The organism is Geobacillus thermopakistaniensis (assembly GCF_000498995.1).
In the GTDB taxonomy this organism is placed as follows: domain Bacteria; phylum Bacillota; class Bacilli; order Bacillales; family Anoxybacillaceae; genus Geobacillus; species Geobacillus thermoleovorans.
This window is the reverse complement of sequence record NZ_AYSF01000049.1, coordinates 48,089-69,162: the sequence shown is the minus strand read 5'-3', so window position 1 is coordinate 69,162 and position 21,074 is coordinate 48,089. Positions and strand designations below refer to the sequence as shown.

20 protein-coding genes and 3 pseudogenes are annotated in these 21,074 nt (G+C 55.1%); all 23 read right to left on the bottom strand.

Going from position 1 to position 21,074, the window contains the following annotated elements:
* Positions 1-14: 14 nt before the first annotated feature.
* The 23 genes and pseudogenes from hslV to smc all read right to left on the bottom strand — a co-directional run bounded on the left by hslV (position 15) and on the right by smc (position 20,994).
* Positions 15-557 carry an ATP-dependent protease subunit HslV gene (hslV, locus tag T260_RS129235; protein WP_011230713.1) on the bottom strand — a complete coding sequence of 181 codons (543 nt, stop codon included), beginning with the start codon at positions 555-557 and terminating at the stop codon, positions 15-17.
* Positions 558-580: 23 nt separating this feature from the next.
* Positions 581-1,483, bottom strand: a complete 903-nt coding sequence (gene xerC, locus T260_RS129240; protein WP_023634014.1) for a tyrosine recombinase XerC — start codon at positions 1,481-1,483, stop codon at positions 581-583.
* Between the two features lie 95 nt (positions 1,484-1,578).
* The gene (gene topA, locus T260_RS129245) at positions 1,579-3,654 is read right to left on the bottom strand and encodes a type I DNA topoisomerase (RefSeq protein WP_023634013.1); all 2,076 of its coding nucleotides are present in this window, start codon (positions 3,652-3,654) and stop codon (positions 1,579-1,581) included.
* 78 nt (positions 3,655-3,732) lie between these two features.
* The gene (dprA, locus tag T260_RS129250) at positions 3,733-4,614 is read right to left on the bottom strand and encodes a DNA-processing protein DprA (RefSeq protein ID WP_014195444.1); all 882 of its coding nucleotides are present in this window, start codon (positions 4,612-4,614) and stop codon (positions 3,733-3,735) included.
* A 323-nt stretch (positions 4,615-4,937) separates the two neighbouring features.
* Positions 4,938-5,612 (bottom strand): annotated as a pseudogene (gene sucD, locus T260_RS0120270) (succinate--CoA ligase subunit alpha); the annotation flags it as partial.
* Positions 5,613-5,656: 44 nt separating this feature from the next.
* Positions 5,657-6,016: pseudogene (locus T260_RS0120265) on the bottom strand (succinate--CoA ligase subunit alpha); the annotation flags it as partial.
* 17 nt (positions 6,017-6,033) lie between these two features.
* Positions 6,034-7,194, bottom strand: a complete 1,161-nt coding sequence (gene sucC, locus T260_RS129255) for an ADP-forming succinate--CoA ligase subunit beta (RefSeq protein WP_011230708.1) — start codon at positions 7,192-7,194, stop codon at positions 6,034-6,036.
* 115 nt (positions 7,195-7,309) lie between these two features.
* A complete protein-coding gene (locus T260_RS129260) occupies positions 7,310-7,597 on the bottom strand; it encodes an EscU/YscU/HrcU family type III secretion system export apparatus switch protein (RefSeq protein WP_011230707.1) in 288 nt (95 codons plus the stop codon).
* A complete protein-coding gene (locus T260_RS129265; RefSeq protein ID WP_023634012.1) occupies positions 7,594-9,141 on the bottom strand; it encodes a TP0910 N-terminal domain-containing protein in 1,548 nt (515 codons plus the stop codon). The genes T260_RS129260 and T260_RS129265 overlap by 4 nt, the downstream gene beginning before the upstream one ends.
* Before the next feature lie 18 nt (positions 9,142-9,159).
* Entirely contained in the window at positions 9,160-9,942 is a 783-nt protein-coding gene (rnhB, locus tag T260_RS129270; RefSeq protein WP_011230705.1) for a ribonuclease HII, read from the bottom strand.
* Positions 9,943-10,027: 85 nt separating this feature from the next.
* Complete coding sequence (gene ylqF, locus T260_RS129275) at positions 10,028-10,894, bottom strand: ribosome biogenesis GTPase YlqF (RefSeq protein WP_013145770.1); 867 nt, start codon at positions 10,892-10,894, stop codon at positions 10,028-10,030.
* Positions 10,895-10,906: 12 nt separating this feature from the next.
* Positions 10,907-11,461, bottom strand: coding sequence for a signal peptidase I (gene lepB / locus T260_RS129280; RefSeq protein ID WP_011230703.1), 555 nt, complete (start codon positions 11,459-11,461; stop codon positions 10,907-10,909).
* 119 nt (positions 11,462-11,580) lie between these two features.
* Positions 11,581-11,937, bottom strand: coding sequence for a 50S ribosomal protein L19 (rplS, locus tag T260_RS129285; protein ID WP_013145772.1), 357 nt, complete (start codon positions 11,935-11,937; stop codon positions 11,581-11,583).
* A 136-nt stretch (positions 11,938-12,073) separates the two neighbouring features.
* Positions 12,074-12,808 carry a tRNA (guanosine(37)-N1)-methyltransferase TrmD gene (gene trmD, locus T260_RS129290; RefSeq protein WP_011230701.1) on the bottom strand — a complete coding sequence of 245 codons (735 nt, stop codon included), beginning with the start codon at positions 12,806-12,808 and terminating at the stop codon, positions 12,074-12,076.
* A complete protein-coding gene (gene rimM, locus T260_RS129295; protein ID WP_015374399.1) occupies positions 12,808-13,326 on the bottom strand; it encodes a ribosome maturation factor RimM in 519 nt (172 codons plus the stop codon). The genes trmD and rimM overlap by 1 nt, the downstream gene beginning before the upstream one ends.
* A gap of 15 nt (positions 13,327-13,341) precedes the next feature.
* Positions 13,342-13,728, bottom strand: coding sequence for a YlqD family protein (locus tag T260_RS129300; protein ID WP_011230699.1), 387 nt, complete (start codon positions 13,726-13,728; stop codon positions 13,342-13,344).
* Between the two features lie 88 nt (positions 13,729-13,816).
* Complete coding sequence (locus T260_RS129305; protein WP_011230698.1) at positions 13,817-14,053, bottom strand: KH domain-containing protein; 237 nt, start codon at positions 14,051-14,053, stop codon at positions 13,817-13,819.
* A gap of 11 nt (positions 14,054-14,064) precedes the next feature.
* On the bottom strand, positions 14,065-14,337 hold the full coding sequence (gene rpsP, locus T260_RS129310) for a 30S ribosomal protein S16 (protein ID WP_011230697.1): 273 nt from the start codon (positions 14,335-14,337) through the stop codon (positions 14,065-14,067).
* 94 nt (positions 14,338-14,431) lie between these two features.
* Positions 14,432-15,772 carry a signal recognition particle protein gene (ffh, locus tag T260_RS129315; RefSeq protein WP_011230696.1) on the bottom strand — a complete coding sequence of 447 codons (1,341 nt, stop codon included), beginning with the start codon at positions 15,770-15,772 and terminating at the stop codon, positions 14,432-14,434.
* A 17-nt stretch (positions 15,773-15,789) separates the two neighbouring features.
* Entirely contained in the window at positions 15,790-16,122 is a 333-nt protein-coding gene (locus T260_RS129320; protein WP_013523384.1) for a putative DNA-binding protein, read from the bottom strand.
* Between the two features lie 172 nt (positions 16,123-16,294).
* Positions 16,295-16,654, bottom strand: a pseudogene (locus tag T260_RS1000000139550) (P-loop NTPase family protein); the annotation flags it as partial.
* A complete protein-coding gene (gene ftsY, locus T260_RS0120255) occupies positions 16,554-17,411 on the bottom strand; it encodes a signal recognition particle-docking protein FtsY (RefSeq protein ID WP_370736690.1) in 858 nt (285 codons plus the stop codon). The gene ftsY and the pseudogene T260_RS1000000139550, both read right to left, overlap by 101 nt.
* Positions 17,412-17,430: 19 nt before the next feature.
* Positions 17,431-20,994, bottom strand: coding sequence for a chromosome segregation protein SMC (smc, locus tag T260_RS129325; RefSeq protein WP_023634009.1), 3,564 nt, complete (start codon positions 20,992-20,994; stop codon positions 17,431-17,433).
* Between the last annotated feature and the right edge of the window lie 80 nt (positions 20,995-21,074).

The following is a 21,074-nucleotide window of genomic DNA, read 5'->3' as shown; positions in this document are numbered from 1 at the left end:
CGGCCTCCTCCTTTTTACAGCTCTTCGACAATAATATGGCCGTTCGTATAAACGCAAATGTCAGCAGCGATCTCGAGCGCCGCCTTGGCAATCTCTTTCGCGGTCATCGAGCCGCCGGCGTACTTCTTCAACGCACGCCCAGCAGCCAACGCATACTGACCGCCCGAGCCGATGGCAAGCATGCCATCATCCGGCTCAATCACTTCGCCCGTGCCGGAGACAAGCAACAAATGCTGTTTGTCCATAACAATGAGCATCGCCTCGAGGCGGCGCAACACTTTATCGCTCCGCCACTCTTTCGCCAGCTCAACCGCCGCGCGCGGCAAGTTGCCATTCCATTGTTCGAGCTTGCCTTCAAACATTTCAAACAGCGTAAACGCGTCAGCGACGGAGCCGGCAAAACCGGCGAGCACGTTTCCTTGGAACAGCCGCCGCACTTTTTTCGCTGTATGCTTCATGACGACCGCATTGCCGAACGTCACTTGGCCGTCTCCAGCCATGGCGGATGCGCCGTTATGGCGGATGGCAAAAATTGTCGTCGCATGAAAGGCTCCCATCATTTCCCCTCCTTGCCTGCGGGTTACGCCCGCGGATGCGCCTGCAAATAAATATGCCGCAGCCGGTCTTTCGTTACATGTGTATACACTTGCGTCGATGACAAATGCGCATGACCGAGCAGTTCCTGCACCGAACGGAGATCGGCCCCTTCGTTGAGCAAATGAGTCGCAAACGTATGCCGAAGCACGTGCGGGCTGATGTTTTGCGTCAGCGCAGCGGCTTCGACAATCCGATCCAAAATATGGCGCACTCCCCGAGGCGTGAGCGGATTGCCTCGGGCGTTGACAAATAAATAGCGGTGGTCCGCCGGCAGCTTTCTTGTCAGTTCGCGTCGGCCCCTATGGATATACCGTTCAAGCGCTTCGCGGGCCGGACGGCCGAACGGAACGTAGCGCTGCTTGTTTCCTTTGCCGTGAATGAGCACGGTTTCCGCAACAAAATCGACATCAGACAGCTGTATGTGACAACATTCACTAACCCGAGCGCCAGTCGCGTACAACAACTCAAGCAGCGCCGCATTGCGCTGGCCTAGGGCCGTATTTTCATCATTGACAAGAAACAATGCTTCTAATTCTTTTGGGTATAAAAAATTAGGAATTTTTTGCTCTTTTTTCGGCAGTGTCGCGAGCGCAAACGGGTTTTCGGCCGCCCGCCCTTCGCGCAACAAAAACTTGTAAAAGCTGCGCAGACTCGAAATTTTGCGGGCGACCGAACGGCTGGCCAACTGTTGCTCGTATAGTTTCGTCAAATATAAACGAACGTGGCTGTAGGACACTTCATTGAGCGCGCCGATTCCTTCCTCATCCATAAACCGGAAAAACTGCTCAATGTCACGCCGGTAACACACAATAGTATATTGTGAATAATTTTTCTCGATTTGTAAATATTCCATGAATAATTGTAACGCAAGTTTCGAATTCTCCATCGCCTCACCCCGCAACGGCTACTACATCGTACCATATTCATCCGCATGAATGCAACTGTTTTTTTATAAAATTCTGAATTGTATCCGATGCCTATTCAAGCTTCTAGCCGCTCTTCATAGTCGCACGCCGTGCATTGCACTTGCACACCTTTTTTCAGCACTTTCTCCACAAGCAGCCCCGCGCATTTCGGACACGGGCGGGCGAGCGGTTTATCCCACGAGACGAAGTCGCAATCCGGGAAACGGTCGCAGCCGTAAAACACCCGCTTTCTTTTCGTGCTGCGCTCGACGATGTTGCCCTCGCGGCATTTCGGGCACTTGACGCCGATTTCTTTGACAATCGGCTTCGTATGGCGGCATTCCGGAAAATTCGAGCAGGCGATAAACTTGCCGAAACGGCCCATTTTGTACACCATCGGACTGCCGCACACCTCGCAGTCAATGCCGGCCGGCTCATCCTTAATCTCAACTGCGCGCATTTCTTTTTCCGCCACTTTCAACCGTTTTTCAAATTCGCGGTAAAACTCGTCGACGACTTTGATCCATTCCACTTTCCCTTCTTCAATTTCGTCCAATTCTTTTTCCATTTTCGCCGTAAACTCGACATCGATAATTTCCGGGAAAAATTCGAGCATCAGCTCTACAACGATTTCGCCGAGCTCGGTCGGGACAAACCGCTTGTTCTCAAGGACGACATAGTTGCGTTTTTGGATCGTATCAAGCGTCGGGGCATACGTCGACGGGCGGCCGATGCCGAGTTCCTCCAACGTTTTGACGAGGCGGGCTTCCGTGTAGCGCGGCGGCGGCTGAGTAAAGTGCTGCTTCGATTCGATCGTTTCGCTCTCAACCGTTTCCTCTTCTTCCAAATTCGGGAGGATACGGTCCTGCTCTTCCGTTTGATCGTCCGTTCCTTCAATATACACTTTCATAAACCCTGGAAATTTCACCTTCGAGCCGCTGGCGCGGAACACGACACCGTTGTTTTCCAACTCGACGCTCATGGTGTCAAGCACGGCGGCCGCCATTTGACTGGCGATGAACCGTTCCCAAATGAGTTTATACAACCGAAACTGGTCGCGCGTCAAATACGGTTTCACTTTGTCCGGATCGCGAAATGCCGATGTCGGGCGGATCGCTTCGTGGGCGTCTTGGGCGTTCGTGCTTTTCTTCTCTTTCCGCTTTTCCTGGTTGACATACATAGCGCCGAACGTCGCCTCGATATATGCCGCCGCCTCTTGCTGCGCCGTCTCGGCGACGCGCGTTGAATCGGTGCGCATATACGTGATCAAACCGACCGTCCCTTCGCTGCCAAGATCGATTCCTTCGTACAGCTGCTGGGCGATCATCATCGTCTTTTTCGTCCGGAAATTCAGTTTGCGCGCCGCTTCCTGCTGAAGCGACGACGTCGTAAACGGCGGCACGGGGCTGCGCTTGCGCTCTCGTTTTGTCACCGTTTTCACCGCAAATGCCGTTCCGTTTAAGCGGTCCAGCACGGCTTTCACATCCGCCTCCGTCTTTAAATCGCGCTTTTGTCCGTCAATACTGTAAAACGAGGCGGCAAACGTCTCTCCTTCTTTTTGAAACGTCGCTTGAATCGTCCAATATTCTTCCGGCTGAAACTCGCGAATTTCTCGTTCCCGATCGATGATGAGGCGCAGCGCCACCGATTGGACGCGGCCGGCGCTTAATCCTTTTTTCACCTTTTTCCATAAGAGCGGGCTGATGTTATAGCCGACGAGGCGGTCGAGCACGCGCCGCGCCTGCTGGGCGTCAACAAGATTCATATTGATCGCGCGCGGCTGCTGAAACGATTGCTGAATAGCATCCTTCGTGATCTCATGAAAGACAACGCGGCAATCAGAGTGAATGTCCAGATCGAGCATGTGGGCCAAATGCCAGGCAATCGCCTCTCCTTCGCGATCGGGGTCGGCGGCAAGAAACACTTTTTTCGCTTTTTTCGCCGCCGTTTTCAACTCTTTGATCACCTGGCCTTTGCCGCGGATCGTAATGTATTTCGGCTCGTAGCCGTGGTCTATATCAACGCCCATTTGGCTTTTTGGCAAATCGCGGACGTGGCCCATCGACGCTTTGACTGTATATTTTTTTCCCAAGTATCGTTCGATCGTCTTCGCTTTCGTTGGCGATTCGACGATAACTAAGTAGTCTGACATCCATCTTCCACCCCTAGGAGGTAAATTGAAATCTTCATTATTATTAATGATTATTGCCGCATTTGTCAAACATGTGCATTACACGTACGGGAATTCATCCAAAATGTCCGCCGCTTCTTGCACTAGTTTTGCCCCGTGCTGAATGAGCGTATTCGGCCCGGCGGATTCCGCCAAACCGATCGGGCCGGGGACGGCGAACACTTCCCGCCCTTGCTCAAGCGCATACGCGGCGGTAATGAGCGAACCGCTTTTTCGCTTCGCCTGCACGACAAGCGTGCCGAGCGACAGCCCGCTGATGATGCGATTGCGCGCGGGAAACTGCCATGCCTGTGGGCGCGTTGCCGGCGGATGCTCAGCGATGACCAACTGTTCGTTCATCAGCCGGGTGGCGAACGGTCGATGTTCTTTCGGATAAATGTGGTCCAGCCCACCGGCGATGACGGCGATCGTCGACCCGCCATGCTGGACGGCAAGTTGGTGGGCGCACACGTCAATCCCAAACGCGAGCCCGCTGACGATCGTAAAGCCGGCGGCAACAAGCGGCGGCACCAATTTGTTCAACGCTTCGATTCCTTCCTTCGTCGGCCGCCTCGTGCCGACGATGCTGATCAGTTTCCGCTCCTGAAGCAAAGCGGAGTCCCCCTTTGCATACAGCACCCACGGCGGGGCGTATATATATTTAAGCAGCGGTGGATAGTCGGAATCAAATACAGTGATCACACGAATGCACCGGCCCTTATATGTTTTTATCACACGTTGCACATCGATGGAATGCAAATCATGAAAAAAAGCGGTCCATTGAGCGTCGGAAAGCGGAACGAGCGGGCGGAGATCATGAGGAGGCAGAGAAAATGGAGCGGTGAGCGTCGGATCAGCCTTAAGCAAGGAATGAATCGTCTTCCATCCCGCCCCGCGGCAATGATGGAGATGGATAAGTCGGTCGCGGACCGTATCGTACATACTGCTCCCCTTTCTTTTTTCACCTTCAGCATATGGATCTATAGGTGCAACGAAAACGTTTAACATATCCTTGACGGAAAAGCCGCCTGTCTATTTTTTCGACTGTCGGAGGCAAGCCGCAGGCTTCCTCGTCACGCCTTGGCGTGACGGAAGACCGAACAGCCACACGCTTCACAGACCCATACATGGGTCTTTAAGCGGCGTTGTTCGGTCGCCCGACAGTCGATCCAATTGCTCTGTAAAAGCGGCAAATGGTAAAGCTTCAAATTGCATCTATAGCATGATATGCAACACCCCGCACGAGGACGTGCGGGGCCAAACCATTAGTGCGTTTTGCATTTTTCGTACAAGCCGCGTTCTTTCAGCACAGAAATGAGCGTTTCGCCGATGACGGCCGGCGTTTCCGCCACTTTAATGCCGCATTCGGTCATTTTTTTGATTTTCTCTGCGGCCGTGCCTTTGCCGCCGGAAATGATCGCGCCGGCATGGCCCATCCGTTTGCCCGGAGGCGCCGTTTGCCCGCCGATAAAGCCGACGACCGGTTTCGTCATGTTCGCTTTCACCCATTCGGCCGCTTCTTCTTCCGCCGTGCCGCCGATTTCACCGATCATAATGACCGCGTACGTTTCTTCGTCTTCATTAAACGCCTTCAACACATCGATGAAGTTTGTGCCGTTGACCGGGTCGCCGCCGATGCCGACCGCCGTCGACTGGCCGATGCCGGCTTGCGTCAGTTGGTGAACGGCTTCGTACGTCAGCGTGCCGGAACGGGAAACAATGCCGACATGTCCTTTTTTATGGATATAGCCCGGCATAATGCCGATTTTGCACTCTTCCGGCGTAATGACGCCCGGGCAGTTCGGGCCGATGAGGCGCGTCTTTTTGCCCTCCATGTACCGTTTCACTTTCACCATATCAAGCACCGGAATGCCTTCGGTGATGCAAACGACAAGGTCGAGTCCCGCGTTGACCGCTTCCATGATGGCATCCGCAGCGAAGGCNCCCATGCGCTTCAAAAGCCGGCCGAAAAGCAGTTCGGGCCGATGAGGCGCGTCTTTTTGCCCTCCATGTACCGTTTCACTTTCACCATATCAAGCACCGGAATGCCTTCGGTGATGCAAACGACAAGGTCGAGTCCCGCGTTGACCGCTTCCATGATGGCATCCGCAGCGAAGGCCGGCGGAACGTAAATGACCGAGGCGTTCGCTCCCGTTCTTTCGACCGCTTCCGAAACAGTGTCAAACACCGGCACGCCTTCGACTTCCGTGCCGCCTTTGCCCGGCGTGACGCCGCCGACGATGTTCGTCCCGTACTCGATCATCTGCTTTGTATGGAACAGCCCTTGCGAACCGGTAATCCCTTGCACGATCACTTTCGTGTCTTTATTGACAAAAACGCTCACGTGTCTCCCTCGCTTTCTTAACGTACTAGCTCGACGATTTTTTGTGCTCCGTCCGCCATCGATTCGGCCGCAATAATGTTTAAGCCTGACTCTTGCAAAATCTTTTTCCCAAGCTCAACGTTCGTTCCTTCAAGCCGGACGACAAGCGGAAGCGTCAAACCGACTTGCTTCGTCGCCGCGACGATGCCGCTCGCGATGACATCGCATTTCATAATGCCGCCGAAAATGTTGACGAAAATGCCTTTGACGTTCGGGTCGGACAAAATGATTTTGAACGCTTCCCTTACTTTTTCCTCGCTGGCGCCGCCGCCGACATCGAGGAAGTTGGCCGGCTCGCCTCCGTAATATTTGATGATGTCCATTGTCGCCATCGCCAAGCCGGCGCCGTTGACCATGCAACCGATGTTGCCGTCAAGAGCGATGTAGTTCAAGTCGTATTTCGACGCTTCGACTTCTTTCGGGTCTTCTTCATCCAAGTCGCGGTATTCAAGGATGTCCGGATGGCGGTATAAGGCGTTTGAATCGAAATTCAGCTTCGCATCAAGCGCCATCACTTTGCCGTCGCCGGTGACGACAAGCGGGTTGATTTCGGCGATCGAGCAGTCTTTATCGACAAACACTTGGTACAAGCCCATCATAAATTTGACCGCTTGGTTGACGAGATGCTTCGGAATGTTGATGTTGAAAGCCAATCGGCGCGCTTGGAACGCTTGGAGCCCGACGGCTGGATCGATGTATTCTTTAAAAATTTTCTCCGGCGTTTTCGCCGCCACTTCTTCGATTTCCGTTCCGCCTTCTTCCGACCCCATTAACACGACGCGCGAGGTGGCGCGGTCGACGACAAGGCCGATGTAGTATTCTTTTTGGATGTCGCACCCTTCTTCAATCAACAGCCGTTTCACTTCTTTTCCTTCCGGGCCGGTTTGATGGGTGACGAGCACTTTGCCGAGCAATTCGCTGGCGTATGTACGGACTTCCTCGAGGCTTTTTGCCACTTTCACCCCGCCCGCTTTGCCGCGCCCGCCGGCATGAATTTGCGCTTTGACGACACACACCGGCGCGCCGAGCTCTTTCGCCGCTTCGACCGCTTCATCCACCGTGAACGCGACGCGGCCGTTCGGCACGCTCACACCATAGCTTCGCAAAATTTCTTTTGCTTGGTATTCATGAATGTTCATGCGCCAACCTCCTATGTATAAAATCAAAAAAGTCTTAGCGCTTTCATTTTATACCTAACATTTCGCGCTTGTCCACCGTTTCGCCGCAAAATTAAGAAAGCGGGGAATAGGAAAATTACCCCTTCCCCGCTCTTTCTCCTTTCGCTTCCTGATCAAGCTGATACAAAAACGCGAACAATTCAGCCACTAAGGCGTACAGCTCCTCCGGGATCATTTCGTTGATCTCCACTTTCCCCAGCAGCTCAACAAGCGTCGGATCTTGGCGAATCGGCACGCCGTGCTGCCGGGCGGCGGCGATGATCGCTTCGGCGACCTTGCCAACCCCTTTCGCCTTGACGATCGGAGCTGCGTCAAGTGCCGCATCGTAAGACAAGGCGACTGCTTTTTTCCGCTCCTCGTTCATGCTTGGCAATCCACCTCGCTGCAACTGTCGGCAAACAGAAAAACGGAAGGCGGAGGAGGGGCGGAACGCGTTGCCTTTACATCAATGCCTGAAAGCGCATAGCCGTGCGCCTGAAACCGCTCTTTGACAAGCGGAGCCATCCGAGCGGCAGCAACCGCCAACCGCGGATCATCGTGAAAAATGGAGATGTGGACGATCCGTCGTTGCACGCGCATATCAACGATCACCTCTCCCAGCTCTTCAAGCGTCAGGCAACAAACAATGCGGTTGTAATCGGCATCAAGCGGCCCGCCTTGTTTCCTCCTTCCTTGCCAGCACACAGCAAAATCGCTGCTGCGGCCGCCAAGCGGCAATGGAAACGAAATCCATACGTGCTCAATGAGCCCATCGCCGCCAGCAGCGATGGCCATGCCATCGAGCTGGTCGAGAATCGCTTCGGCCGCCCTCTTGGCCCCTTCGCTCCCCGATTCATGAAGAAAGCGAAGAAGCAGCCGTTTCAACGACGGGGCGGAAGGCAAATCCTCGATTTTCCCAACACGGACGAGCGCCGCCTCGTCCTCAAGCCCAAGCCGCACGGCCGCTCGCCTCAGCCAGCAAAACAGCGACAGCGCCGGATCTCTCGTCGCTCGAGCGGCCGCCCACAACTTCGCTTCCGCGGCGGGCAGCGCTCCGCTTTGATAGGCAGCATCAAGAGCTGCCCACCGTTCCAAAAACGCCTCCTCGTCCGTCAAGCCGAGCTGCCGAATGATATCGGCAAACCGGCGGCATTGCACCGCCTCCCGAAGCGCCAAGCGGCGGTCCTCCGGCAACGGGGCGAGCCCAAGGCGGGCAAGAAGCGCGCGGGCCGTTTCGGCCTCTTCCTCCCCTGACAGCAACAAACGCACGGCCGCCTCGTAAGCGGACAGCGGCGGTGAAAGAAACTTCTCCATCGCCCGGCTGAGCTCAAGCGCCGCCGGATGGGCGGAAAGGGAGGCAATGGCCGCTTTCAGTTTCCCCAACCCCTCAGCGAGCGGCACCCCGGTTTTGGCTGCCCATAGCGCGCGAAACACGGCTGAAGAGAACGGCAGCCGGCGGCGAAACAAATGGGCGAGCACGTCTTCGGCCGCGTCCGGCTGGCCGGTCTCTTTCACCGCTTCAGTCAGTGCGGCAATTTCCTCTTTCGTTGCAGCCGCGCCAGCTTTCAGCGCTTGGCGGAGCACCGGCAGCGCCGCATCCGGCAGTTTCCACGCTTTTTGCCACCGGCGCACCGCCTCTTCACCTGACGGAGCAGACGCCGGTTCGGAAAGGGGAATGGCTTTCCAATAAATTGTTCCTTGTCGTTCGTGAATTTCAAACAAATACAAACGTCCGACGGCAAGCGGCGCCTCCAAACGGGCGCGCACAAGCTGTCCGCCAGCGCGGACGAGCGCCGCCCGCTCCCCGGTTTCCATCTCCTCGACCCGCTCCACTCGGCCGACGACGGCCTGCCCCGGCTGAAACCGCCGGCTGGATGTCGCGTCGCGGACAGCGGTCGTTGGCATTGTCCGCTCCATGCGCTCGACCATTTCGTCCCATCCCTTCTTCTAGAGCTGCTCGCTCGCCTTCAGCACCTCCCTCACCGGTGCGAACGAACGACGGTGCTCAGGCGTAACGCCGTAGCGGCGGATCGCCTCGAAATGTTCCGGCGTTCCGTAGCCCATATGGCGCGCGAACCCGTATTGTGGATAGCGGCGATCCAGTTCTTTCATCCACCGGTCGCGCGTCACTTTGGCGATGACCGACGCAGCGGCGATTGAAGCGCTGTTGGCGTCTCCTTTTATGAGGCGCTGTTGCGGCAGTGGGCACGGCACCGCCATCGCATCAACAAGCAAATGTTCAGGCGGCGGGGAAAGGGCGTTCACCGCTTTCGCCATCGCTTGCCTTGTCGCTTCGTAAATATTCCTTTCATCGATCTCCGCCGCGCTGACGATGCCGATGCCGATGGCGACGGCGCACGCTTCAATTTGCGCAAACAATGCCTCGCGCTTTTCCGGCGTCAGCCGCTTCGAGTCGTCAAGCCCCGGCAAATAGGCGTCTTTCGGCAAGATGACCGCGGCGGCGACGACCGGGCCGGCCAGCGGGCCGCGCCCGGCCTCATCAATGCCGGCGATCCGTCTAACGCCAGCGGCGTATAGTTCCCTCTCATAACGCATTAGTTCTTCCCACCGCTGCTCGATGGCGTGCCGGCGCGCTTTCTGCCTTTCAAAACGGGCAAGAAGCGCCTGCACGCTTTTTCGCTCATCCTGCCGCAGCATCTCCCAGCGCGGGTCGTCCGCGCCAAGCTTCGGAAGCAGCGCTTCAATGTCTTTCACCGTATACCGCTTCATGCTCCTCTCCCTCTTCTACTTATTACTATCGGCTCTGTTTGGCCGACCGTAAAGCACCGCCGGCAAAAAACGCCCGCCGGACGCGCTACGTCCGTGAAGCGGGCGTTTCAAAGCTTAAGCGGCCTAATTTTTCCGTGCGGATGTCATACAAAACGATGTCAGCCACTTTATCGTAGTCAACAGCGCCGCCTGACGTCAAGCAGCCGCGCCGCCTTCCGATGGCGTCAAACAAGGCGACGATGTCATCAGGAATGTCATCAAGGCCGTAGCGCTCCGCAAGCCGGTTGGGATAGTGAGTCGACAAAAAGCGGAGCGCATAGACGGCGACATCCTGCAAGTTTAAAATTTCGTCCTTAATGGCGCCGGTCACCGCCAACTTGTAGCCCACGTCCTCATCCTCAAATTTCGGCCATAGGATGCCTGGGGTATCAAGCAGCTCCATTTCTTTGCCGACTTTGATCCATTGCTGCGCTTTTGTCACCCCCGGCTTGTCGCCGGTTTTCGCGATATGGCGGCCGGCGAGCCGGTTGATCAGCGTCGACTTGCCGACGTTCGGGATGCCGACGATGAGCGCCCGAACCGGGCGCGGGTTTTTAATCCCTTTCGCCCGCATTTTCTCGAATTTGTCTTTCACCATCTCTTTCGCTGCCGCCGCGATTTGCCGGACTCCTGTTCCGCTTTGAGCATCGATGGGCAAAGCCAGCCGCCCTTGATCGTGGAAATAGCGGATCCACTGTTCGGTCACCGCCTCATCGGCCATATCAGCCTTATTGAGCAAAATGAGGCGCGGCTTTTGTCCGAGAATCTCGTCGATCATCGGGTTGCGCGAGGACATCGGCACACGGGCGTCAAGCAGCTCAAACGCTACGTCGATCAACTTTAATTTTTCTTGCACTTCCCGCTTGGCCTTCGCCATATGGCCGGGGAACCATTGAATCACTGTCATTGGCATCACCTGCCTCGTTTATTTCACAATCCGGGCGTCAGCCAACGGCCAATACACAAGATTCGCCTTGCCAACGACTTTGGACATCGGAATGAAGCCGATATGGCGGCTGTCTTTGCTGAAACGGCGATTGTCGCCCATGACAAACAAATGCCCCGGCGGCACCGTGCTTCGCCCGGTCAGTTCCTCCAAAGTGAACGATTCCGTCAGTGGACCGCCGTCGGACAACTGCTTTTTATACTCGTCCAAATACGGCTCTTCATACGGCTTGCCATTGATATAGAGCGTATCATTTTTGTATTCAATTCGGTCGCCCGGCAGGCCGATGACTCGCTTAATATAGTCTCTCCCTTCTTCGGCGTGAAAAACAATGATATCGAAACGGTGCGGCATGCCGATTTTATACGCCAGTTTATTGACGATCATCCGCTCATGGTTATGTAATGTCGGCATCATCGAATAACCGTCGACGATGATCGGAGCGAAAATAAAGTAGCGGATGCCCCCGGCGAGCAAGACGGCAACGACGATCGCTTTCATCCATTCACGCCATTCGCTTTTTTTCTGTTCCATTGTCCACCCACCTAAATCAAAGTTTGCAGTCGTGGATCACTACCGTAATCATCATTGGCGGTAGTGAAAAAAGGAGCTTGAAAGCAAGCTCCTTTTCCGCTGTGATCCACCGTTGTCCATTATTGCGCTGCGTTCGTATTTTCCTTGATGCGCGCCGCTTTGCCGCGAAGTTCGCGCAAGTAGTACAATTTCGCGCGGCGGACTTTCCCGCGGCGGATGACTTCCAGCTTGGCGATTTTCGGCGTATGCACCGGGAATGTGCGCTCAACGCCGACGCCATAGGACACTTTGCGGACCGTGAACGTTTCGCTGATGCCCGCTCCGCGCCGTTTAATGACGACACCTTCAAACACTTGGATGCGTTCGCGGTTGCCTTCGACGACTTTCACATGAACGCGCACCGTGTCGCCCGGGCGGAAATCCGGCAAATCCGTCCGCAGTTGTTCTTTCGTAATCTCTTGGATTAAATGATGCATCATTGATCCACTCCTTCCACAGATGTTCATGCCAATGATCTCTTCATTGCAGCGGAACATCGTTTTCCATCCTCAAGCCAATCGCTTAAGGTCACACAAAAGACATGATAGCATAAACTGTTGACTCAGGCAATAGCTATTCGCGCTCCTTTTCCCACTCTTTCAGCCATTGCTTTTGCTTGTCTGTAAGCGGATATTCATCGAGCAAGTCCGGACGGCGCAAAAACGTGCGCCGGAGCGATTCCTTCTCGCGCCACTCGGCGATGAGCTGATGGTTGCCAGAAAGCAGAATATCCGGCACTTTCATGCCGCGGAAATCGGCCGGTCTTGTGTATTGCGGATACTCAAGCAGCCCGGAGCTGAACGAGTCATCGACCGGCGACGCCTCATTGCCGAGCACCCCGGGGAGAAGACGGACGACGCTGTCGACAATGACCATGGCGCCGAGTTCCCCGCCTGTTAAAATATAGTCGCCGATCGAAATTTCATCGGTTGCTAAATATTGGCGGATGCGTTCGTCATACCCTTCGTAATGGCCGCAAATGAGCACCAAATGCGTTTCTTTCGCCAGCTCTTCCGCCTTTTTTTGCGTGTAGCGCTCGCCTTGCGGGCAAAGCAAAATGATGCGGGCGCCAGGCGATCCAGCCGTCACGTGTTCCACCGCGTCAAAAATCGGCTGCGGCTTGAGCACCATGCCGGCGCCGCCGCCATACGGATAATCGTCGACCGTTTTATGCTTGTTGTCGGCAAACTCGCGAAAATCAATAAGGCGGATGTCGACGGCCCCTTTTTCTTGCGCCTTCTTTAAAATCGACTCGCTCAACACCCCGGAAAACATGCCGGGAAACAACGTTAAAATATCGATCCGCATCACTCGAGCAGCCCTTCCATCGGCCGGATGATGATCGTTTTCCGATCCGGATCGACGTGCAAAACGACCTCGTCAATGTACGGAATGAGCGCTTCCGATCCGTCTTCGCGCCGGACGACCCAGACGTCGTTCGCCCCTGGAGTCAAAATTTCCTTTACCGCGCCGATGGTCTCCCCGCCTTCTGTCACGACAGTGCAGCCGATGATCTCATGGAAATAATATTCCCCTTCCGCGAGTTCGCCGAGCTGGCTTTCCGGCACCTTCAGCATCGCTCCCTTAAACCGTTCCACATCGTTGATGCTGTCATAGCCTTCAAACGACAACAAGTCAAACGATTTATGGACGCGGTGGCTTTTCACCGTGACTTCAATCGGTTCCGTGTCCCGTTCGCGGAAAATGTACAGCTTGTTTCCTTTTTTATACCGTTCTTCAGGAAAGTCGGTGCGCGAAATGACGCGCACTTCGCCGCGAATGCCGTGCGTATTGACAATTTTTCCGACATTAAACCATCGTTCCATCGCTTTCATCCCTTCTTAGCGAATCTCTTTGACGACGCCGTCTTCAATGATGATGGCGCGCGTTTTTGTCACCTCTTCCCAACGGTCGCCGACGTTCACCTCAACGAGCGCCTCGACTTCCCGCTCTTTCAATTCGCTCCCTAACGGTAGCATATGTAATTGTTCGAGCTGAAACTCAAGCAGTTTCATTTTCTCCATCCGCTCGTCGATCTCTTTGGCAAAATATTGTTTCACTAAAGCGGGCGGATAGTTTCCGCTTTTCTCCATTCGTTTCTGTTCAAAACGAAGCTGGTCGCACTCGCGCTCGAGCTGCTGCTTGCGCGCCAAAAACGCGGCGGCAAGCTCTTGTTTGCTCCGTTCGGTGACGATTTGCCGCACCTCAACCGTTTGAATGAGCTTCATCCTCTTCCCCCTTTTGACACGGAATGAACGGCACCCGGGCCATTTTTGCGCCCTTTGGCATCATATCAAAAAAGGGAGAGGAACATCCTCACCCTTTGTCTTTCACTTGCACAACAACCCGCTTTGGCGATCCGGCCGCGGCGGCGGCAACGACCGTGCGAATCGCCTGGATCGTCCGCCCTTGTTTGCCGATCACTTTGCCAGTGTCGTCTTCATGCACGGACAGCTCATAGATGACGGCCGTCTCTTCTTCGCGGCGTTCAACCGCCACCGCCTCCGGATGATCGACAAGCGCCTTGACGATCGTTTCAATGAGCGGCTTCATGTGCATCTCGCTTATTTGCCGTATTTCAAGTTATGGAACTTCTCTAAAATGCCTTGCTTCGACAGCAAGCTGCGCACCGTATCCGATGGTTTGGCGCCGTTTTGCAGCCATTTGAGCGCCAATTCCTCATCGATTTTCACTTGCGCCGGCTCAGCGACCGGATCGTACGTGCCGATCGTTTCGATAAAACGACCGTCGCGCGGCGAGCGCGAATCAGCTACCACGATGCGATAGAATGGTTTTTTCTTTGTCCCCATGCGTTTTAAACGAATTTTTACTGCCATAGTCAGTACGCACCTCCGTATAGAGTTCACACAAGATAGTATATTAACAATTCTTTTTCCGTTTGTAAAGGTTTTTCGCTTAACAGATCTTCATTTACATAAATGGAAAACGGAATCCTTTCTTTTTCCCTTTTGGCATATTCGTCATCATTTTCATCATTTTTTTCATCTCGTCAAATTGCTTCAAAAGCCGGTTTACTTCCTGCACCGTCGTGCCGCTTCCTTTGGCGATCCGCTTTTTGCGGCTAGCGTTGATGATTTCCGGATGCGTTTTCTCTTCTTTCGTCATCGAGCGGATGATCGCCTCAACGCGGGCGATTTGCTTTTCATCGACTTGGATGTTGGCGAGCCCTTTGATTTTGTTGGCGCCCGGCAGCATTTTAATCAGTTCGTCAAGCGGTCCGAGCTTGCGCACTTGGCCGAGCTGCTCCAAAAAGTCGTCAAGCGTGAAGGTGGCCGTGCGCATTTTTTGTTCGAGCTCCTTCGCCTTCTCTTCGTCGACGGCCGCCTGCGCTTTTTCGATGAGCGTCAGGACATCGCCCATGCCTAAAATGCGCGACGCCATTCGCTCCGGATGGAACGGCTCCAAAGCGTCAAGTTTTTCGCCCATCCCAGCAAACTTGATCGGCGCTCCGGTGACGGCGCGAATCGACAGCGCCGCCCCGCCGCGCGTGTCGCCGTCCAGCTTCGTCAAAATCACCCCGGTGATGCCGAGCTGCTCATGGAAGCTTTGTGCGACATTGACGGCATCTTGCCCGGTCATGGCGTCAACGACGAGGAAAATTTCATCCGGCTTGACCGCTTCTTTCATTTGCTTCAGTTCATCCATGAGCGCTTCATCAATGTGGAGGCGGCCGGCTGTGTCGATGAGCACGTAATCATAATGCTCTTCTTTCGCCCGCTCGAGCGCCTGTTTCGCGATTTCAACCGGATTGGCGTGCTCGCCTAACGAAAAGACAGGCATGTCGAGCTGCTTGCCAAGCGTCTCAAGCTGTTTGATCGCCGCCGGGCGGTAAACGTCGGCAGCCACCAGAAGCGGCTTCCGGTTATGCCGTTTGCGCAGCAAGTTGGCCAGCTTCCCGGTGGTCGTCGTTTTCCCGGCCCCTTGCAACCCGACCATCATCACAACGGTCGGCGGTTTCTTCGCGACAGCGATTTGGCTTTGCTCACCGCCCATTAACGCCGTCAGCTCTTCCTTGACGATTTTGATCACTTGCTGGCCCGGCGTTAAGCTTTTCATCACTTCCTGCCCGACAGCCCGCTCGCTCACCTGTCTGATGAAATCTTTGACGACTTTAAAGTTGACGTCAGCTTCCAAAAGCGCAAGGCGCACTTCGCGCATCATCTCTTTGACATCCGCTTCGGTGACTTTCCCTTTGCCGCGGATGCGGTTCATCACCTGCTGCAAACGTTCAGACAGTCCTTCAAACGCCATGGCGGCCACCCCCTTTTTTAATCAAGTTCGTCAAGCTCGCGGACTAGCGCCGCCAATTCGGCGTCAGCACCGTAGTGCCGGCTGATGTAGTCTTTCAGCCGCTCGATGATCTGCCGCCGCCGTTCATATTTTCGCAGCAGCCCGAGCTTCTCTTCATACTGCTCCAGCATCGCTTCTGTACGCCGGATGTTATCGTACACCGCCTGGCGGCTCACCTCATATTGTTCGGCAATTTCCCCGAGGGAGTAGTCGTCCAAGTAGTAAAGCGCCATATAGTTGCGCTGTTTCGGCGTCAACAGCGCTTGGTAAAAATCGTATAAATAGTTCATGCGCATCGTTTTTTCCAGCACCGGACTCTCCCTCCCTCATTGTTAAGTAAAATACCTTTACAAAAATGTAGTGTACCGTCTTTTCGGCAAGGTGTCAAGGGATGGAACGAACAAAGGGCTTATCGGTTACACTCCCGTGGACGTAACAACAAAGGGCGCTCCATTGTTTTGGGAGCACCCTCTGTTGGCTTGTTTATGATTCCAGCAAATCAGCAAACAATCCGTAGACGTACTGTTCTGGATCGAACACTTGCAAATCGTCCATCTTCTCGCCGAGGCCGACGAGTTTCACCGGGATGGCCATCTCGTTGCGAATGGCAAGCACGATGCCGCCTTTCGCCGTGCCGTCAAGCTTCGTCAACACGATGCCGGTCACATCGGTCGCTTCTTTAAACAGCTTGGCTTGGCTCATCGCGTTTTGCCCGGTCGTCGCATCCAACACAAGCAGTACTTCATGCGGAGCGCCCGGAATTTCGCGGCTGATGACGCGTTTCACTTTTTCGAGCTCTTTCATTAAATTCACTTTGTTTTGCAGCCGCCCGGCCGTGTCGCAAAAAAATAGCCGAAAANACAAGCAGTACTTCATGCGGAGCGCCCGGAATTTCGCGGCTGATGACGCGTTTCACTTTTTCGAGCTCTTTCATTAAATTCACTTTGTTTTGCAGCCGCCCGGCCGTGTCGCATAACAATACGTCAACGCCGCGCGCTTTCGCCGCTTGAATCGCATCATACATGACCGCCGCTGGATCGGAGCCGGCCGCCTGCTTAATGACGTCGACCCCAACGCGCTCGCCCCACGCTTCGAGCTGCTCGATCGCCCCGGCGCGGAACGTGTCGCCAGCTGCCAACAAGACGGATTTCCCTTCCGATTTCAGCTTATGGGCGAGCTTGCCGATCGTTGTCGTTTTGCCGACGCCGTTGACACCGACGAACAAAATGACCGTCAGCCCGCCTTCTTGTATATTCAAAGCGGAAAGTTCTTTGTCATCGGCGCCGGCGCGGTAAATGTCAACGAGCTTTTCGGCGATGACGTCGCGCATTTGCGCCGGGTCTTGAATGTTGCGGCGCTTCACTTCCATTTTCAGCTCATCGACAAGTTCCATGACGGTCGTGACGCCCACATCCGCGGCGATCAAAATTTCCTCAAGCTCTTCAAAAAACTCTTCATCCACTTTCCGATAACGGGCGATGAGGTCGTTCACTTTCCCGGCGAGCGAATTTCGCGTTTTTGACAGCCCTTCTTTAAACTTTTCGGTTACGGCATCCGCTTGCTTTGTCCATTTTTCTTTCCATTTTTGAAAAAAACCCATCCAAAGCGCCTCCTTTCCATTATGACCGCACGAGCTCCTTCGAATCTTCCAAACGGACAGAAACAAGCTTTGAGACGCCCGATTCTTGCATCGTGACGCCGTACAGCACGTCCGCTTCTTCCATCGTCCCTTTTCGATGGGTGATGACGATAAACTGCGTGTCGCGGCTGAACCGTTTTAAATATTGGGCATACCGCTGCACGTTCGCTTCATCAAGCGCCGCTTCGACTTCATCAAGGACGCAAAACGGCACCGGACGCACCTTTAAAATCGAAAACAAGAGGGCGATCGCCGTCAGCGCCCGTTCGCCGCCGGAAAGCAAGCTTAAATGTTGCAGCTTTTTCCCCGGAGGCTGAGCGACGATGTCGATCCCAGTCTCAAGCAAGTCGTTCGGATCGGTCAGCCGCAAATCGGCGCGCCCGCCGCCGAACAGCTCGCCAAATACCTCGCCAAAATGGGCGCGGATTTGTTCAAACGTCGCGAAAAATCGTTTTTTCATTTCATCGTCCATTTCATCAATGACTTGGTGGAGCGTCGCCTTCGCCTCTTCCAAATCGGTTTTTTGCTCGCTTAAAAAGCGGTGCCGTTCGGAAACTCGTTCGTATTCATCGATCGCCCCCAAGTTGACGGTGCCGAGCTCCTCCATGGCGCGCTTGATCAGCTTCACCCGCTTGCGCGCCTCATCGGCGCCGATCTCAAGCGGGTACGCGGAGCGAGCCGCTTCAAACGACAGCCCATACTCTTCGCGCAGACGGACAAGCAAATTCTCAAGCTCCACATCAAGCCGGTTCAACTTTACTTCTTCGTCTTTCACGACATCGGCGAGCTGTTTATGCTGCCGCTTCGTCTCTTTCCATTCCTGTTCCAAATGTTCAAGACGGCGTTGGAAATCGAGCCGCTGTTCGCGACGGCTCGCGATCAGCTCCAATGTCTTTTGCTTGTCCTCAAGCTTTTGCTTTCGCAGCTGCTCAATCTCTTCCTCGTTCCATTCCGGCGCCTCCATTTCCGCATCCAAAGCGGCTCGTTCGCGCTCTGCTTCTTTGAGCCCACGGATCGTTTCGGCAAGCTCCGCTTCCCATTCTTCCACTTTCCGGCGTGCATGTTTCACGCGCTCTTTCGTTTCCGCCAAGGCGATTTTTTGCTCCGTGATCGCTGCCTGGAGCGCCTCTTTCGTCGTTTGCTCCGTCTGTTTTTGCGCCTGCAGCCGGCTGATGTCGTCATCGATCGCCTGCAGTTTCTCGGCAAGCTGCTCAAGCTGCCTGTCAATGGCGCCGAGGCGGCGGTTGAGCTCTGCCATTTCGCGCTCGTCGTTCGCCTTTTCTTCATCATACAGTGCAAGCCGCTCGTCGATCCGTTTTTTCTGCCATTCGAGCTCGCGTTGCTCGTCCTTTTGTCTTTGCAGGGCCTCCCGAAGCGCCGCAACCTCTTCTTGCAGCGCGTCCGCCTGCGCTTCCTGCTCCGCCAGCTCGTGTCGTTTTGCGGCAACAGCCCGCTCAAGCCGAGCGATCGTTTCATCCATTTCCTGCAGTTTGGCCGAAAGCGTCTCAAGCTCGCGGTTTCGACTTAGCAACGACGCGGTCTTTTTCGCCGCCCCGCCGCCGGTCATCGCCCCGCCAGGGCTGACGACATCACCGTCCAATGTCACGAGGCGATAGCGATAGTGAAGAAGCTTGGCCAGCTCATTCGCGCCTTTTAAATCGGCTGTCACGATGACATGGCCGAGCAAATGGGCGATCGCCGCCCTATAGGCGCGGTCGTATTCGACGAGCTCGCTTGCGATGCCGACAAACGCCGGATGGCGGTCAATCGCCGCCCGCTCCCGTTCGGAAAGCGCGCGCGCTTGGATGACGTCAAGCGGCAAAAACGTCGCGCGCCCGTAGCCGTTCGTTTTCAAATAGTGAATCGCTTGCCGCGCCGCCTGTTCGCTGTCAACGACGATATGCTGCATCGCCCCGCCGAGCGCCGTTTCAATCGCCGTCTCATAGCGGTCCGGCACGCGAATGAGCTCAACAATGGCGCCATGAATGCCGGGCAGAAGGTCGCGCGCCTTTAATACTTCTTTTACTCCTTGGACAAAACCGGAATAATCATGTTGCATCTCTTCCAACCATTGCTGGCGCGCTTTGGTTTGCTGCCGGTATTGGCGCGCCTGATGCAGCAACGCTTCATGCTGCTCGAGCTCCGTTTTTTGCGCTGCGAGCGCCGCGGCGAGAGCGGCTTGTCTGTTATGCGCTTCCGTCAGCGCCTGTTCGAGGCGGGTCTGCTCGGCCCATAAAGCCGCCCGCTTCTGCTCGAGCTGTTCACGTTCGGCGAGATGGCGGCGGTTCGCTTCATCGAGCGCCGTCCGTTTGGCATGCAGCTTGCCAAGCGCCTGCTCCACATGTGCGCGTTCGTTTTTCAACGCCGCCTGTTCATGAACAAGGTCGATGTAATCACCTTTTCGCCGCTCGATTTCTTCTTCAATGTCGGCTTCATGCGCCGAAAACAAAGCCTGTTTTTCTTTCAGCTCCCGCTCGAGCGCTGCGGCGCCCGCCTCAAGCCGGGCGAGTTCCTCCCGCTCGGCATGCAGCTGCTCCGTCAAGCGGCGCCGTTTCGCAGCCAGTGCAGCCGTTATGTCGTCCAGCTGCGCTTTTCGCCTCGCGGCATGCTTTTTTCTCTCTTTCAATACTTCTTTCCGCCCTTCGAGCTTCTCAAGCTCTTCGCTGGCTAAAAGAAGCACTTGCTGCAAACCGTCGATCGATTCGTCAATGGCGGTCATTTGATCGCGGAGCTGTTCGATTTGGGCTTCCATTTTCTGCAACGCCGCCGCCAGCGCCACTTCGTCCCGCTGGTGCCCATCAAGCGCTTCCTTCAACTCATTCCATTGCCCGCGCAGCTGCTCGATGTCGTGAACCATCAGCGCCACTTCAAATCGCTCGAGCTCTTCGCGTTTTTCCAAAAACTCTTTGGCGAGCGACGCCTGCATGCGGAGCGGCTCAAGCTGCTGTTCGAGCTCGTGCAAAATATCGTTGACGCGGTGCAAGTTGTCTTGCGTCTCCGCTAGCTTCGCCTCCGCCTTTTTTTTCCGCAGCTTGTACTTCAACACGCCGGCCGCTTCTTCAAAAATCGTGCGCCGCTCTTCCGGTTTGCTGCTTAAAATCTCTTCGACCCGGCCTTGGCCGATGATGGAAAACGCCTCCTTGCCGAGCCCGGAATCGAGAAACAAATCGACGATGTCTTTCAAACGGCACGGCTGGCGGTTGATGAAAAACTCGCTCTCCCCCGAGCGATAGACGCGCCGGGTCACGCTCACTTCCTGGTACTCAAGCGGCAAAAAGCCGTCTTCATTGTCGAGTGTGATCGTCACTTCAGCCACATTGAGCGGCTTGCGCGATTCGCTGCCGGCGAAGATGACGTCTTCCATTTTCGCCCCGCGCAACGATTTTGCTGATTGCTCACCGAGCACCCAACGGATCGCATCGGTAATGTTGCTTTTGCCGCTCCCGTTCGGACCGACGACCGCCGTCACACCAGGGACAAACTCGATCGATACACGGTCGGCGAACGATTTAAAGCCGATCACATCCAATCGTTTCAGGAACATGGTATGACGCCTCACCATCTTTCCACTGTGATCCACCACAAACACCCCGGAGCCCTTTTTGGAAACCGAGACGTTCGATC